10 protein-coding genes are annotated in these 15,922 nt (G+C 72.4%); 8 read left to right on the forward strand and 2 right to left on the reverse strand.

What is annotated here, in order from left to right:
• The first annotated feature begins 29 nt into the window (after window positions 1–29).
• From CFW40_RS26100 to CFW40_RS26115, 4 genes are read left to right on the forward strand one after another with little or no spacing between them, the layout of a single operon-like run.
• Window positions 30–1,193 carry an ABC transporter ATP-binding protein gene (locus CFW40_RS26100; RefSeq protein WP_088800313.1) on the forward strand — a complete coding sequence of 388 codons (1,164 nt, stop codon included), beginning with the start codon at window positions 30–32 and terminating at the stop codon, window positions 1,191–1,193.
• Window positions 1,190–2,128 carry an ABC transporter permease gene (locus CFW40_RS26105; protein ID WP_088800314.1) on the forward strand — a complete coding sequence of 313 codons (939 nt, stop codon included), beginning with the start codon at window positions 1,190–1,192 and terminating at the stop codon, window positions 2,126–2,128. The genes CFW40_RS26100 and CFW40_RS26105 overlap by 4 nt, the downstream gene beginning before the upstream one ends.
• Window positions 2,128–2,976 carry an ABC transporter permease gene (locus CFW40_RS26110; RefSeq protein WP_088800315.1) on the forward strand — a complete coding sequence of 283 codons (849 nt, stop codon included), beginning with the start codon at window positions 2,128–2,130 and terminating at the stop codon, window positions 2,974–2,976. Before CFW40_RS26105 ends, CFW40_RS26110 begins: the two co-directional genes overlap by 1 nt.
• Window positions 2,977–2,981: 5 nt before the next feature.
• Window positions 2,982–4,400 (forward strand): FAD-binding oxidoreductase, encoded by a 1,419-nt coding sequence (locus CFW40_RS26115; protein ID WP_371127259.1) that lies wholly within the window; start codon window positions 2,982–2,984, stop codon window positions 4,398–4,400.
• A gap of 182 nt (window positions 4,401–4,582) precedes the next feature.
• Here CFW40_RS26115 and CFW40_RS26120 read toward each other — a convergent pair whose 3' ends face one another.
• Window positions 4,583–5,350, reverse strand: coding sequence for a phosphatase PAP2 family protein (locus CFW40_RS26120; protein WP_256331287.1), 768 nt, complete (start codon window positions 5,348–5,350; stop codon window positions 4,583–4,585).
• A 650-nt stretch (window positions 5,351–6,000) separates the two neighbouring features.
• Entirely contained in the window at window positions 6,001–7,350 is a 1,350-nt protein-coding gene (gene gabT / locus CFW40_RS26125; protein ID WP_088800318.1) for a 4-aminobutyrate--2-oxoglutarate transaminase, read from the reverse strand.
• A gap of 277 nt (window positions 7,351–7,627) precedes the next feature.
• Here gabT and CFW40_RS26130 point away from each other — a divergent pair, with 277 nt between their 5' ends.
• From CFW40_RS26130 to CFW40_RS26145, 4 genes are all read left to right on the forward strand, one after another.
• Window positions 7,628–9,844 (forward strand): ATP-binding protein, encoded by a 2,217-nt coding sequence (locus CFW40_RS26130; RefSeq protein WP_088800319.1) that lies wholly within the window; start codon window positions 7,628–7,630, stop codon window positions 9,842–9,844.
• 269 nt (window positions 9,845–10,113) lie between these two features.
• Window positions 10,114–11,748 carry a PucR family transcriptional regulator gene (locus tag CFW40_RS26135; RefSeq protein WP_088800320.1) on the forward strand — a complete coding sequence of 545 codons (1,635 nt, stop codon included), beginning with the start codon at window positions 10,114–10,116 and terminating at the stop codon, window positions 11,746–11,748.
• A gap of 257 nt (window positions 11,749–12,005) precedes the next feature.
• Window positions 12,006–13,466, forward strand: coding sequence for an aldehyde dehydrogenase family protein (locus tag CFW40_RS26140; RefSeq protein ID WP_088800321.1), 1,461 nt, complete (start codon window positions 12,006–12,008; stop codon window positions 13,464–13,466).
• Window positions 13,467–13,989: 523 nt separating this feature from the next.
• Window positions 13,990–15,909, forward strand: a complete 1,920-nt coding sequence (locus CFW40_RS26145; protein ID WP_088800322.1) for an acyl-CoA dehydrogenase family protein — start codon at window positions 13,990–13,992, stop codon at window positions 15,907–15,909.
• Window positions 15,910–15,922 lie beyond the last annotated feature (13 nt).

Here is a 15,922-nt window from a genome sequence, read left to right on the forward strand (position 1 = left end):
TTCGCCCTCCGACCCACGGGACGACCGACATGACCCACACCGCGACCCCCCAGAGCAGCGGCGGCGACGTCCGCCTCCACGGGATAAGCAAAACCTACGGCTCCTTCACCGCCGTCCACCCCCTCGACCTGACCGTCCCCGCGGGCTCCTTCTTCGCGCTGCTGGGCGCCTCGGGCTGCGGCAAGACCACCACCCTGCGCATGATCGCCGGACTGGAGGAGCCGACCACCGGGACCGTCGAGATCTCGGGCGAGGACATCACCGCCCTGCCGCCCTACAAGCGCCAGGTCAACACCGTCTTCCAGAACTACGCCCTCTTCCCGCACCTGGACATCTACGAGAACGTCGCCTTCGGCCTGCGCCGCCGCGGCATCAAGTCCGTCAAGAAGCAGGTCGAGGAGATGCTCGACCTCGTCCAGCTCGGCCCGATGGCGCGCCGCAAGCCGCAGCAGCTCTCCGGCGGCCAGCAGCAGCGGGTCGCGGTCGCCCGCGCGCTGATCAACCACCCGCAGGTGCTGCTGCTCGACGAGCCGCTGGGCGCCCTCGACCTCAAGCTGCGCCGCCAGATGCAGCTGGAGCTCAAGCGCATCCAGACCGAGGTGGGCATCACCTTCGTCCACGTCACCCACGACCAGGAGGAGGCCATGACGATGGCCGACACCGTGGCCGTGATGAACGGCGGCCGGGTCGAACAGCTCGGCGCCCCCGCCGACCTCTACGAGAACCCCGCCACCACCTTCGTCGCCAACTTCCTGGGCACCTCCAACCTCATCGAGGCCGAGGTCGTCGAGGCCGGCGGCGAGGAACTGCTCCTCAAGGCCGGGGACGCCACGCTGCGGCTGCCCGCGCAGCGGTGCAGCGCCACGGCCCGCACCGGCGAGAAGGTACTCGCCGGATTCCGGCCCGAGAAGGTCACCCTGGCGCACGCCGACGACGCCGGGTCCCTAGCCGAAGGCCGCAACCGGCTGCCCGCGAGGATCAAGGACGCCAGCTTCATCGGGGTCTCCACGCAGTATGTGATCGAGGCTCCGGGGGTGGGCGAACTCGCCGTCTACGAGCAGAACATCGAGCGCGACGGGCGCCTGGTCCCCGGCGCCGAGGTCGTCCTGCACTGGAGCCCGGCACACACCTTCGGACTGGACGCCACCCAGGACATCCAGGCCGGCGCGGACCTCGACGAGGAGGCCGCGTGACCACCACCGAAGCGCCCGCGCCACCGGACGGGCAGGCCGGGGCCGCCCCCCTGGAGGTGCGCAAGACCCCCGTCCGCAAGCGCCTCGTCCCCTACTGGCTGCTGCTGCCCGGCATCCTGTGGCTGATCGTGTTCTTCGCCGCCCCGCTCGTCTACCAGGCGTCGACCTCGGTCCAGACCGGCTCCCTCGAAGAGGGCTTCAAGGTCACCTGGCACTTCGCCACCTACTGGGACGCGCTGGGCGCATACTGGCCGCAGTTCGTCCGCTCGGTGGGCTACGCCGCCGTGGCCACCGCGCTCTGCCTGCTGCTGGGCTACCCGCTGGCCTACCTCATCGCCTTCAAGGCCGGCCGCTGGCGCAACGTGGTGATGATCCTGGTCATCGCCCCGTTCTTCACCAGCTTCCTGATCCGTACGCTCGCCTGGAAGACCATCCTGGCCGACGGCGGACCGGTCGTCGGCCTCCTGAACGCGCTGCACGTCCTGGACGTCACCAACTGGCTCGGTCTCACCGAAGGACAGCGGGTGCTGGCCACCCCGCTCGCGGTGGTCTGCGGACTGACCTACAACTTCCTGCCGTTCATGGTCCTGCCGCTCTACAGCTCACTGGAGCGCATCGACCCGCGCCTCCACGAGGCCGCCGGCGACCTCTACGCCCGCCCGTCCACCACCTTCCGCCGGGTGACCTTCCCGCTGTCCATGCCCGGTGTGGTCGCCGGCACCCTGCTCACCTTCATCCCGGCCGCCGGTGACTACATCAACGCCGAACTGCTGGGGTCCACCGACCAGAAGATGATCGGCAACGTCATCCAGTCGCAGTTCCTGCGGGTCCTGGACTACCCGACCGCCGCCGCCCTCTCCTTCCTCCTCATGGCGGCCATCCTCGCCATGGTCACCCTCTACATCCGCAAGTCCGGGACGGAGGACCTGGTCTGATGGCCGTCCACGAGACCCCCCGAGCCGCCGCGGCCCGCACCCCGAACCGGGGCCTGCGCTGGCTGCGCCGCAACATCATCGTCATCGCGGGCCTGTGCACGCTGGGCTATCTGATCCTGCCCAACATCGTGGTGATGGTCTTCTCCTTCAACAAGCCCAATGGCCGCTTCAACTACCGGTGGCAGCGCTTCTCCACGGACGCCTGGAGCGATCCGTGCGGCGTCGCCGACCTGTGCGGTTCGCTCGGCCTGAGCCTGCAGATCGCGCTCTGGGCCACCGTCGGCGCGACCGTCCTCGGCACCATGATCGCGTTCGCGCTGGCCCGCTACCGCTTCCGCGCCCGCTCCGGCGTCAACACCCTGATCTTCCTGCCGATGGCGATGCCCGAGGTCGTCATGGCCGCCTCGCTGGCGACCCTCTTCCTCAACATGGGCATCCAGTTCGGCTTCTGGACGATCCTCATCGCGCACATCATGTTCTGCCTGAGCTTCGTGGTCACCGCCGTCAAGGCCCGGGTGATGAGCATGGACCCGCGCCTGGAGCAGGCCGCCCAGGACCTCTACGCCTCACCCGTCCAGACCTTCCTGCGGGTGACGCTGCCGATCGCCGCACCCGGCATCGCGGCCGGTGCCCTGCTGTCCTTCGCCCTGTCCTTCGACGACTTCATCATCACCAACTTCAACGCCGGCTCCACCGTGACCTTCCCCATGTTCGTCTGGGGATCGGCACAGCGGGGCACTCCCGTTCAGATCAATGTCATCGGCACCGCGATGTTCCTGGTCGCCGTGTTGTGCGTAGTCATGGGCCAGCTGGCCGGGGCCCGCCGCAAGAGGAGCAAAAGGAGCTGAGAACCATGGCACGAGCTGCCATGACCCCGTCCGCCGCGCATGCGCTCGCGGACGCCGAACCCACCCCCTTCTGGCTGGCCGACAAGGACCGCCCGGCCGCCCGGCCCGCCCTCGTCGGCGACGAGACCTGCGATCTGCTCGTCGTCGGCGGCGGCTACTCGGGGCTGTGGACCGCACTGATCGCCAAGGAGCGCGACCCCGAGCGCGACGTCGTCCTCATCGAAGGCGCCGAGATCGGCTGGGCGGCCTCCGGGCGCAACGGCGGCTTCTGCGCCGCCTCCCTCACCCACGGCCTCGGCAACGGCCTGGCCCGCTGGCCGGACGAACTGGCCACCCTCGAAGAGCTCGGCATCCGCAACCTCGACGCCATCGGGGAGGCCGTCGCCCGCTATGACATCGACTGCGCCTTCGAGCGCACCGGCGAGATCGACATCGCCACCGAGCCCCACCAGATCGCCGAACTCGAGGAGTTCGCCGAGGACGCCGCGAGGCTCGGGCCGGGCCGGCACACCTTCCTCGACCAGGACGCCCTGCGCGCCCAGGTCGACTCGCCGACCTTCCTCGCCGGCCTGTGGGACCGCGACGGCGTCGCCATGCTCAACCCGGCCCGCCTCGCCTGGGGCCTGAAGCAGGCCTGCCTGGGGCTCGGCGTCCGCATCTACGAGCGCACCCGGGCCACCGACCTCGCCTCCGAAGGCCTGGGCATGGCCGTCCGTACGCCCTACGGCCGGGTCTTCGCCCGCCATGTGGCGCTGGGCACCAACGCCTTCCCGTCGCTGGTCAAGCGGGTCCGCCCGTACGTCGTCCCGGTCTACGACCACGCTCTGATGACCGAGCCGCTGACCGACGAACAGCTCGCCGCCATCGGCTGGAAGAACCGCCAGGGCCTCTCGGACTCCAACAACCACTTCCACTACTTCCGTATCACCGAGGACCACCGCATCCTGTGGGGCGGTTACGACATCGTCTACCGCTACGGCGGCGGCGTCCGTGCCGAATTCGACCACCACCCGGCCACGTACGAGAAGCTCGCCCGGCACTTCTTCCGCTGCTTCCCGCAGCTGGAGGGGCTGCGCTTCACCCACAGCTGGGGCGGCGCCATCGACACCTGCTCCCGCTTCTCGGCCTTCTTCGGCACCGCACACGCCGGCCGGGTCGCCTACGCCGCCGGCTACACCGGCCTGGGCGTGGGTGCCACCCGCTTCGGTGCCGAGGTGATGCTCGACCTGCTCTCCGGCGAGCGCACCGAGCGTACGGAGCTGGAGATGGTCCGCAGCAAGCCGCTGCCGTTCCCGCCCGAGCCGCTGCGCTGGGCCGGCATCGGGATCACCCAGTGGTCGATGACCCGGGCCGACACCCATGGCGGACGCCGCAACCTGTGGCTGAAGGCCATGGACAAGATGGGGCTGGGCTTCGACAGCTGACGGGTAACGGGGCGGCGGGCGGGCGACGACGGGACCCGGGCTGACGCCCCACGAGGGGCGGGTGACGATGCGTTGCCCGCCCCTTGCGCGTCCCCCGCATGCCCTTGGTACGGCCCTTGTACGGCCGTTGTGCGCCCTTTGTGCGGACGGCCGGACGGCCGGACGGCACGCCACGGCCGGGGTCAGGGGCCGTCCGGCCCCGCCCCGTCGGACGCCTCCCGGCGCACCGCCCGGCCCCCGCCACCGTCCCACCGGTCACACACCGCACACCAGCCGGCGAGCAGCACGCCGGCCAGACACCAGCTGCCGAGGACGTCCAGCGGCCAGTGATAGCCCCGGCGCACCAGGCCGATGCCGACGCCCGCGTTGAGCAGGGGGACGAGCACGGTGACGACGGTGGCCGTGACCGAGGGCGTGGCCGTGGACGTGGCCGCCGGAGGGCGCGGACGGGCGGCGGCCACGCCCTCGACGGCCCGTGTCCCCCGCCGGCCGCGGAGCAGCAACAGCCCGGCCACGCCGTACGCCACGGCCGCCGTGGCGCCATGGCCCGACGGATAGAAGGCGGGCGCAGCGCCGGCCATTTCCGGCGGGCCGGGCCGGGCGATCCACAGCTTGAGCGGGACGACCAGCGCGGGCACCGCGGCCAGTGCGAGGCCGGCGGCGAGCGGCGGCAGCCACCAGCGCACCGGAGCAGGACCCCGGCCCGTGCCCGCGCTGCCCTCCATGCCCTTGACGCCCGCCATGCTCCTGACGCCCCGTCTGCCCAGCCACCCCGTCCACCCCGCCCACACCATGACCACCGACAACACCGGCAGTGCCACGGCCGTATTGCCGAGATCGGCGAAGAACTCGGCGAGCCCGGCGGGGAGGCTCCCGGCGGCAACGGCGCGGCCGAGCCGTTCATCGAGGATGCGCAGCGGGCCGTGACCGGCCACCTGCCAGGTGAGCACGGCGAAGAGGACGGCGCTGAGCAGACCGGCCGTCAGGGGCGGGAAACGCGGGAAGCCGCGGCCCGACGGGGCCGCGGAGGGAAAAAGGGTCGGCCGCCTCGGAACAGGGGGGGTGATTCCGAGGCGGCCGCGCTGACCGGTGTCCCGCGCGCCCCGGGGGGTATGGGGCGGGCGGACATCCGATCGGTGAGGATTCCCGGAACCCCCTTTGCCAGGGGCACCGGTGTTGTGCGCGAGGGCACGGCCTGATCGGAACCGGGGAAGTGCCGACCGGGCGTCGCCCGCAGTCCCCTGCGAGCGGGGTGTTTCTCTCATCTGCAGAAACCGTACGGCACCGCGAGCGCCCCCGACAGTCGCATTACCCGGCCGCCATCGGCCCCGCACATCTTCTTCACGCCATGCCTCCAGTTACGCGCGTCCGCACGGAAATGAGCAGAGAAATGGGCACAGAACGGGGTGCGTAAACGGGGTGCACAAGGGGCGCATTCACGGGTGCGCGTACATGGATGGGTACCTACACCGGGTGCGTGTACAGGGGTACTGCACCGGCGTGAAGCGGGGCACGGCCCGGGACACGGAAGAAGCCGTGTCCCGGGCCGTGCCGGGTTTCTTGCCGCCCCGCGGTGTCCGTGGGCGTCCGTGCGCGTTGCTCAGAGCGAGGCGAAGGCGCCTTCGAGGATGTCCAGGCCCTCGCCCAGCAGGTCCTCGCCGATGACCAGCGGCGGCAGGAAGCGCAGCACATTGCCGTACGTGCCGGTCGTCAGGACGAGCAGGCCCTCCTGGTGGCAGGCCTTGGCCAGCGCGGCGGTGGCCTCCGGGTTCGGCTCCTTGGAACCGGACTTGACCAGCTCGATCGCGATCATCGCGCCGCGGCCGCGGACCTCGCCGACGATGTCGTACTTCTCCGCGATCGCGTTGAGCCGGGCCTTCATGATCTCGCCGATCCGGCGGGCCTTGGCGTTGAGGTCCTGCTCGCGCATGGTCTCGATCGAGCCCAGCGCCGCGGCGCAGGCCACCGGGTTGCCGCCGTAGGTGCCGCCCAGGCCGCCCGCGTGCGCGGCGTCCATGATCTCGGCGCGGCCGGTGACCGCGGCCAGCGGCAGGCCGCCCGCGATGCCCTTGGCGGTGGTGATCAGGTCCGGGACGACGTTCTCGTCCTCACACGCGAACCACTGGCCCGTACGGCAGAAGCCGGACTGGATCTCGTCCGCGACGAAGACGATGCCGTTCTCCTTCGCGAAGTTCGCCATCGCCGGCAGGAAGCCCTTGGCCGGCTCGATGAAGCCGCCCTCGCCGAGCACCGGCTCGATGATGATCGCCGCGACGTTCTCCGCGCCGATCTGCTTGGTGATCTGCGAGATGGCCTGGTCGGCGGCCTCCTGCGCGCAGTTCTCCGGTCCGGTCAGCCAGCGGTAGGGGTAGGCCAGCGGGACGCGGTAGACCTCGGGCGCGAACGGTCCGAAGCCGTGCTTGTACGGCATGTTCTTGGCGGTGAGCGCCATCGTCAGGTTCGTCCGGCCGTGGTAGCCGTGGTCGAAGACGACGACCGCCTGGCGCTTGGTGTACGCACGGGCGATCTTGACGGCGTTCTCGACCGCCTCCGCGCCGGAGTTGAACAGCGCCGACTTCTTCGCGTGGTCGCCCGGCGTCAGCTCGGCCAGCAGCTCACAGACCTCGATGTACGGCTCGTACGGCGCCACCATGGCGCAGGTGTGGGTGAAGGCCGCCAGCTGCGCGGTGGCCCGGCGGACGACCGCCTCCGCGCTGTTGCCCACCGAGGTCACCGCGATGCCGGAGCCGAAGTCGATCAGCGAGTTCCCGTCCACGTCCTCCAGGACGCCGCCGCCCGCGCGCTTGACGAAGACGGGCAGCACGGCGCCGACGCCGGCGGCCACCGTGGCCTGCTTACGGGCCCACAGCTCCTGCGACTTCGGGCCGGGGATCGCGGTGACGACGCGACGCTCCTGGGGGAGGGCCGGGCCTCCGGACAGTTCGGTCATGGCAGTCTCCTGGAGTGGAACGGTGGACGTACAGAGGTGTTGTTCTCGCAGGCTAGGGGCGGCCGGGCGGGTCTGGCATGTTCCGTTCGGGAGAAGTGCGCGTGTTGCGTTGTCCGCACCGGACATAGCGGCGGGCCACGGCCAGTAGATTGTGCGGCGGCGCGCCCGGCAGCGGCGGACACCAGCACGGGCATGACAATGACACCGCGGCCGTACGACGCGGCCGGCGGCGCCAGGACGCAGCAGGCCACGGCTCAAGGGGGACAAGGGGCACCGGATGGACACCGAGGGCACGCACGACGCACAGCACACCGCTCCCCAGCGGTCGGACGGAGCGCACCGACCCGAACCCGCGGTGCCGCGCCCCGCGGCACCACCCACCCCGCCGGCCGCCGGCCCGCGCACTCCGCCACCGCCCGCCGCTCCGCCGACCGTGCCGACCATGCCCGCCGCCCCGCCGGACGCCGCGCCCCGCGGCTCCGCGGCCTTCGAACCGGCGCTGCTGAGCTGGCTGCGCACCCCGCGCCCGGCCTCCGCGCCCGGCATCTGGACCTACGGTCACCGGCCCCGCCCCGCGCAGGAGTCCGACCGGGTCCCCGGACGCCAGCTGATCAGCGGCGCGGTGATCTCGTTCCTGTGCGGCTGGCTGCTGTGGTCGTTGCTGTGGAACGGGTACCTCGGCGGTTACTGGCTCTGGCCGTTGCTGCTGCTCACTCCGGACTCCTGGCGGTCGGCCGGCGGCGACAAGATGGTCTACGTCTGGGCCACCTATCTCTACTACGGGCTGGTGCTGGCGCTTCTGGTCGTCGTCTTCGGCCGTATGGGCCGCTGGCCGGAGCTCGTCCGCCGCTTCCTGGGGCCGGTCCTCGGCCGCTTCCGCAACCGTGGCCCCGCCGTCCCCAGGCCCCAGCCCGCCGCCGACCGCGCGCACTGGCCCGACCTGCGGGCACACGGTGCCGCGGACGCCGCCGACAGGCTCACCGCCGAGGCACGGGCCGGCCGGATGAACGATGTGGATGTGGCCAGGATCGAGCGCGCCTGGCGCTCGGTGCGGTCCGGCAAGAACTCCCTGGCCTCCTTCACCGACACCGTGCTCCGGCACGGGGCGGCGGCCTGTGCGCATCCGTCCGGACGGCGCGACCTGCCGCGGCGGACCGCCCACCACGATCTGCTCGCCCACCAGGTCCGTATCGGCACCGCCGCCGACCACCACCGCAACCCGTATCAGCACCGCGGCGCCGGATGCGCGCTGGATCCGGGGGTGTTGGGCACCTCGCTGCTGGCGGTCGGGCCCGCCGGCAGCGGCAAGACCACCCGGGTCGTGAGGCCGGTGGTGGAGTCGATGTGCCTGCAGGCGCTGGCCGGGCAGGCCGCGGTGATCGCCGTCGGACCGGCCGGTTCCGACCTCGGCCCTGACGAGGCGTTCGACGTGGTGGTCAGGGTCGGCCGCCCGGATCCGGACTGCGACCTCGACCTGTACGGCGGCACCACGGACCCCGACGAGGCGGCCGGGATCCTGGCGGAGGCCCTGGTCGGCGATCTCGCCGAGCAGCTGCCGGGCGGTGACAGCCGACGCGCGGCGACCGCGCTGGCCCAGTTGCTCGGCCCCTTCCGGGCCGCCCATGACCGCTTCCCCACCGTTCCCGAGCTGCGCGAACTGCTGGACGGCGCCCCCGCGGCGATGTCCGCGCTGCGCACCGCCCTGCAGGACGGGGACGCCCACACCCTGCTGCGCGAACTGGACGCCCGGGGACGCCAGTCGGAGCGCCCCGGCGATCCCGGCGTGCTCCTCGCCGACCGCCTCGCCCTCCTGGACCGGCCCGCCTTCGCCCCGTTCTTCGACCCCACGGGAGCCACCCGCCAGGTCTCCCTGCGCGCCCTCGACCATCCGCTGCGGGTCCGTATCGAATTGCCCGAGCGCGGCCACGCCGAAGCGTCACGGATCCTCGCCCGGCTGGTCCTGGCGCAGTTCACCGAGTGCGCGGTGGCCCGGGGCGACCGCTCGTTGTTCGCCTGTCTGGTGCTCGACGAGGCCGCCCACACGATCACGGCGGAGGCGCTGCGCGGTCTGCAGCGGCTGCGCTCGGCGAACGCCGGCGCGGTGCTGACGCTGCGCTCCTTGGACGACATCCCCGATGGGCTGCGCGGCACGCTGCTGGGCACCGTCGGCTGCCGGATGGCTTTCGCGGGCGTGACGACGTGGGACGGCGCCCGGTTCGCCGAGGTGTGGGGCAAGGAGTGGGTGGAGACCCGTGATGTCACGGACCGTCAGATCATCGCGGAGGGTGCCGCGATGAAGGCGTTCCACCTCTTCCGTCACCTGGTCACCGGCAAGGCGGTCACCGCCAAGGCCGTCACCGTGCGCACCGTGGAACGCGAGCGCTGGTCCGCGTCCGATCTCGCCAATGCCGTTCCGCCCGGCCATGCGGTCCTCTCCGTGACCTCGGTGGCGGGGGAGCATGCGCCGCCGGTGCTGGTGGATCTGCGGTCCTGAGGGCGGTGGGCGCTTGCCGCCCGGGGGCGACGGGGATAAGGGCCCCCGTCGCCCCTTCGTCGTGGGGCGTGCTCGCAGGGGCCGAGCGGATTTGGCCGGAGCGGAGCTCCCCCGGATTCCTCCGTTGAGGCAGAATCGGCAGTGGCCGTTCATACGAGGCGGCGTAAAGAATCGGCCGGTGACCGGTCAGTGGGCGGTCAATGAGCGACCGGCCGGTGACCGGTTGCCGTCCGGTCGTCCCTCGCAGTCGTCGACGCCATGAAGGTTCCATGCCGCACACCCTCGCTTCCCTGGTCAACCACACCGCGCTCAAGCTGACCGTGCTCGCGGGCGAGGGGCGGCTGGAGGTGCCGGTGCGCTGGGCGCACGCCAGTGAGCTGATCGATCCGGTGCCCTACATGGAGGGCGGGGAGCTGCTGCTGATCACCGCGCTCAAGCTGGACGCACAGGACGCGGAGGCGACCCGCAGGTATGTCCGGCGGGTCGCGGAGGCCGGGGTCGTCGGGCTGGGATTCGCGGTCGGGGTCAATTACGAGGGCGTTCCGCAGGCGCTGGTCGAGGCGGCCGCGGAGCAGGGGCTGCCGCTGCTCGGGGTGCCCCGCAGGACCCCGTTCATCGCGATCAGCAAGGCGGTCTCGGCCGCCGTCGCCGCCGACCAGTACCGCGCGGTGACCGCGGGGTTCGAGGCACAGCGGGAGCTGACCCGGGCGGCGCTCAGCGCCGAGGGGCCGGCCGAGCTGCTGGCCCGGCTCGCGGCGCACCTGGACGGCTGGGCCGCGCTCTACGACGCGTCGGGCGCGGTGGTGGCCGCCGCCCCCGACTGGGCCGCCCGCCGCGCGGCCCGGCTCGCCGACGACGTGGGGCGGCTGCGCGAGCGGCCCGCACCCGCCAGCTCGGTCGTCAGCGACACCGACGGCGACGACCGGGTCGAACTGCAGTCACTGGGCACCGGGCGCCGGGCCCGCGGTGTGCTCGCGGTCGGGACCGGTGCGCCGCTCGGCACGGCCGAACGCTATGCCGTGCACTCCGCGGTCGCGCTGCTCACCCTCACCACCGAGCGGTCCCGGGCGCTGCAGGACGCCGAGCAGCGGCTCGGTGCCGCGGTGCTCAAGATGCTGCTCGCGGGGGAGCCGGACCATGCGCGGGCAGTGGCGGGCCGGCTCTACGGCGGGCTGCTGGACGCACCGTTCCGGATGGTGGTCGCGGAGGCGGTGGCCGGCGACGAGCAGGCGTCGGGCGCGGGCGGCGGGGCGTCGGGCCTCCTTGACGGGCTGGCCGATGCGATGGACTCCGCGGCCGCGCGGACCGGTGAGGCGGTGCTCGCGGTGCCGGACGGCGGCCGGCTGATCGTGCTGGTGGCGGACGGCGGGGCGGCCGCGGACGCCTGCGCGGCGTACGCCGCCGAGGCCCGCACCGCCGCGCGGCCGCGGTCGCACGGCCGGGCGGCGCGGGCCGAGGCGGGCCACGCGGAGGGGGTGGCCGTCGGGCTGTCGGCGCCGACCGGGCCGATGGCCGCCGCGAACGCCTACCGCCAGGCCGAGCAGGCGCTGTCGGTGGCCCGCCGGCGCGGCCGTGCGCTGGTCGAGCACGAGGACGTGGCGGCCGGTTCCGTGCTCCCGCTGCTCGCCGACGACGCCGTCCGCGCCTTCGCGGACGGGCTGCTGCGGGCGCTGCGCGAGCACGACGCCCGGGGCCGCGGTGATCTGGTGGCCTCGCTGCGCGCCTGGCTCGCCCGGCACGGCCAGTGGGACGCGGCCGCCGCCGACCTGGGCGTACACCGCCACACCCTGCGCTACCGGATGCGGCGGGTGGAGGAGATCCTGGGCCGCTCGCTGGACGACGCGGACGTCCGGATGGAGCTGTGGCTGGCACTCAAGGCGACGTCGGGTGCGCCGGGGGAGTAGGACGTCCGGGGGAACGGACCGTCCAGGGGGCGGGCCTCCCCCCGAGACGTGTCCCGTACGCTCCGGCGGCCCTCTCCACCGCGCCCCGTACGCTCCCGCTGCCCCTCCACCACGGAGAGACGGCCCCACCGATTTCTACGCTTCGGACAAACGCCACGGCGCCGCCGCACCCCTACCGTGGATCCCGAGTCAAAACCGCAGAGCCGCTCGCTGAGCCATGCGCATCACCCACCACTTCTGAAGGGCCGGGTTCCACTGTGCCGATCCCCACTGATGCAGCCCCCACCGCCTTCTGGCTCGCCGGCCGCGAGGCCACCGGCGAGGCCACCTTCGACGTCACCTCTCCCTGGGACGGACGCCTCGTCGGCACGGTGAGCGTCCCCACCGAGGCCCAGGTCGAGGAGGCCATCGCCGCCTCCGTCGCGGTGCAGGACGAGCTGGCCGCGACCCCCGCGCATGTGCGGGCCGCCGCGCTGGACCATGTGCACCGCCGGCTGGTGGAGCGTACGGAGGAGATCGCCCGGCTGATCTCCGCGGAGAACGGCAAGCCCATGAAGTGGGCGCGCGGCGAGGTCGGCCGGGCCGTCTCCGTGTTCCGGTTCGCCGCCGAGGAGGCCCGCCGCTTCAACGGCGGCGAGGCCCAGCGCCTGGACACCGACGCGGGCGGCGCCGGCCGGCTCGCCCTGACCCGCCGCTTCCCGCGCGGCACGGTCCTGGGCATCGCCCCGTTCAACTTCCCGCTGAACCTCTGCGCCCACAAGATCGCCCCGGCCATCGCGGCCGGCGCCCCGATCCTCCTCAAGCCGGCGCCGGCCACCCCGCTCTCCGGCCTGATCCTCGGTGAGCTGCTGGCCGAGACCGAGCTGCCGGCCGGCTCCTGGTCGATCCTCCCGGTGCCCAACGACCGGATGCCGGCGCTGGTCCAGGACGAGCGGCTGCCGGTCGTCTCCTTCACCGGCTCCGAGAAGGTCGGCTACGCGATCCTCGACTCGGTGCCCCGCAAGCACTGCACCCTGGAGCTCGGCGGCAACGGCGCGGCCGTCGTCCTGCCCGACTACTCCTTTGAGGCGGACCTGGACTGGGCGGCGCAGCGCATCGCCACCTTCTCCAACTACCAGGGCGGCCAGTCCTGCATCTCGGTTCAGCGGGTGATCGCCGACGCCTCCGTCTACGACCGTCTGGTGCCCAAGATCGTGGCCGCCGTCGAGGCGCAGGTCACCGGCGACCCGTCGGACGACGCGACCGAGGTCGGCCCGCTGGTCGACGAGAACGCCGCGAAGCGCGTCGAGTCCTGGGTGGACGAGGCCGTGGAGCGCGGCGCGAAGCTGCTCGCGGGCGGCAAGCGCGACGGCGCCTCCTACGCGCCGACGGTGCTGGCGGACGTGCCCGCCGACGCCACCCTCGCCTGCGAGGAGGTCTTCGGCCCGGTGCTGACCCTCACGAAGGTCGACGGGGAGGCGGAGGCCTTCGCGGCCGTCAACGACTCCAAGTTCGGCCTCCAGGCGGGTGTGTTCACGCACGACGTCCAGGCCGCCTTCCGCGCCCACCGCGCGCTGGAGGTCGGCGGCGTGATCGTCGGCGATGTGCCGTCCTACCGTGCCGACCAGATGCCGTACGGCGGCGTCAAGCAGTCCGGTGTGGGCCGCGAGGGCGTGCGGTTCGCGATGGACGACTACACCTACGAGCGGGTGCTGGTCCTCACCGGCCTCGCGCTGTAACCACCGCCCGCTCCGATCTGCTCCGACCCGACCCGGTCCGGACCGGTGGACAGCGGCGGCCGTCCCTTGGGCCGTCACACCAACCGGACCCGGCCGGCGCCTCCCCGGCGCCGGCCCCCGGCGCGGCGCGCTCCGGCACCCTGTTTCCGGAGCGCGCCGCGTCCCCCGTTTCCGGCATCACCTCTCCCGTCATGCCGGATCTTGACGGTAAGCGGCACAGTCCCCTCCCTTCCTCCTGTCTGAGAGGGAGCCGCGGCGGCCCTCCGGGGGAGGTGCCGGGGCCCCGTGTACAACCAGCGCGGTATGCCGTACCCCCCGAACGGCGGAGGGCACCGAGCGGCCTTGGACCGGCGCCAGGGGGGTATGTCCCACTTGGTGGGAAGTGGCCTTCCGTGCGGCCCTCTCCCGCCGCCTCCCGTGGTGCAACCCGCGCGGATCGGGTAACTCTCACAAGTAGCGCTGTCCAGCGGCCGACCGGCCCGCCGGCGCTGAACTGCTGATCCCGCGGCGAGGTGAGCTCCAGATGACCGCTCCATCCATCCGCAACGTTTCCGAGCGCGAAGCACGCCAGGTCGCCGAGGCGGCCCGCGAGCAGGACTGGCGCAAGCCCAGCTTCGCCAAGGAACTGTTCCTGGGGCGCTTCCGGCTCGACCTCATCCATCCGCACCCCACCCCCGCGGTCGACGACGTACGCCGCGGCGAGAAGTTCCTCGCCACGCTGCGCGAGTTCTGCGAGCGCGAGATCGACGGCGCCCGGATCGAGCGCGAGGGAAAGATTCCGGACGAGACCGTGCACGGGCTCAAGGAGCTCGGCGCGTTCGGCATGAAGATCGACGCGAAGTACGGCGGCCTCGGGCTCACCCAGGTCTACTACAACCGCGCCCTGTCCCTGGTCGGCACCGCCAGCCCCGCCATCGGCGCGCTGCTCTCCGCGCACCAGTCGATCGGCGTGCCGCAGCCACTGAAGCTGTTCGGCACCAAGGAGCAGAAGGAGACCTTCCTGCCGCGCTGTGCCCGTACGGACATCTCGGCGTTCTTGCTGACCGAGCCGGATGTCGGCTCGGACCCCGCCCGGCTGGCGACCCTGGCGGTCCCGGACGGCACGGACTACCTCCTCGACGGGGTCAAGCTGTGGACCACCAACGGCGTGGTCGCCGACCTGCTGGTGGTGATGGCGCGGGTGCCCGCTTCCGAGGGGCACAAGGGCGGCATCACGGCCTTCGTCGTCGAGGCCGACTCGCCCGGCATCACGGTCGAGAACCGCAACGCCTTCATGGGCCTGCGCGGCCTGGAGAACGGCGTGACCCGCTTCCACCAGGTGCGTGTCCCCGCCGCCAACCGCATCGGACCCGAGGGCGCCGGCCTGAAGATCGCCCTCACCACCCTCAACACCGGCCGGCTCTCGCTGCCCGCGATGTGTGTCGGCTCCGGCAAGTGGTGCCTGAAGATCGCCCGCGAGTGGTCCGCGGCCCGTGAGCAGTGGGGCCGGCCGGTCGCCAAGCACGAGGCCGTCGGCGCCAAGATCTCCTTCATCGCCGCCACCACCTTCGCCCTCGAAGCGGTCGTCGACCTCTCCTCCCAGATGGCCGACGAGAACCGCAACGACATCCGCATCGAGGCCGCCCTCGCCAAGCTCTACGGCTCGGAGATGGGCTGGCTGATGGCCGACGAACTGGTCCAGATCCGCGGCGGCCGCGGCTACGAGACCGCCCCCTCGCTCGCCGCCCGCGGCGAACGCGCCGTCCCCGCCGAGCAGATGCTCCGCGACATGCGCATCAACCGGATCTTCGAGGGCTCCACGGAGATCATGCACCTGCTGATCGCCCGCGAGGCGGTGGACGCCCACCTGTCGGTCGCCGGCGACCTCATCGACCCCGACAAGTCGCTCGCCGACAAGGGCCGGGCGGCGGCCAAGGCCGGCGGGTTCTACGCCCGCTGGCTGCCCAAGCTCGTCGCCGGGCCCGGTCAACTCCCGCGCACCTACCAGGAGTTCGGGCAGCTGGCCGGTCATCTGCGCTATGTCGAGCGGACCTCCCGCAAGCTCGCCCGCTCCACCTTCTACGCGATGTCCCGCTGGCAGGGCCGGATGGAGACCAAACAGGGCTTCCTCGGCCGGATCGTGGACATCGGCGCCGAACTCTTCGCGATGAGCGCCGCCTGCGTACGGGCCGAGTACCTGACCGAGACCGGTGACCACGGCCGCGAGGCGCAGCAGCTGGCCGATGTGTTCTGCCGGCAGGCGCGGATCCGCGTCGAGGAGCTGTTCGGCCGGCTGTGGACCAACACCGACGAGCTCGACCGCAAGGTCGTCGACGGGGTCCTCGACGGCAGCTACACCTGGCTGGAGGAGGGCATGATCGACCCCAGCGGCGACGGCCCCTGGATCGCGGATGCCACCCCGGGCCCGAGCCGGACGGACAACGTCCGGCGGCCCGTTCGCTGAGCGGCCCGCGGCG

Source organism: Streptomyces sp. 2114.4 (genome assembly GCF_900187385.1).
In the GTDB taxonomy this organism is placed as follows: Bacteria; Actinomycetota; Actinomycetes; order Streptomycetales; family Streptomycetaceae; genus Streptomyces; species Streptomyces mooreae.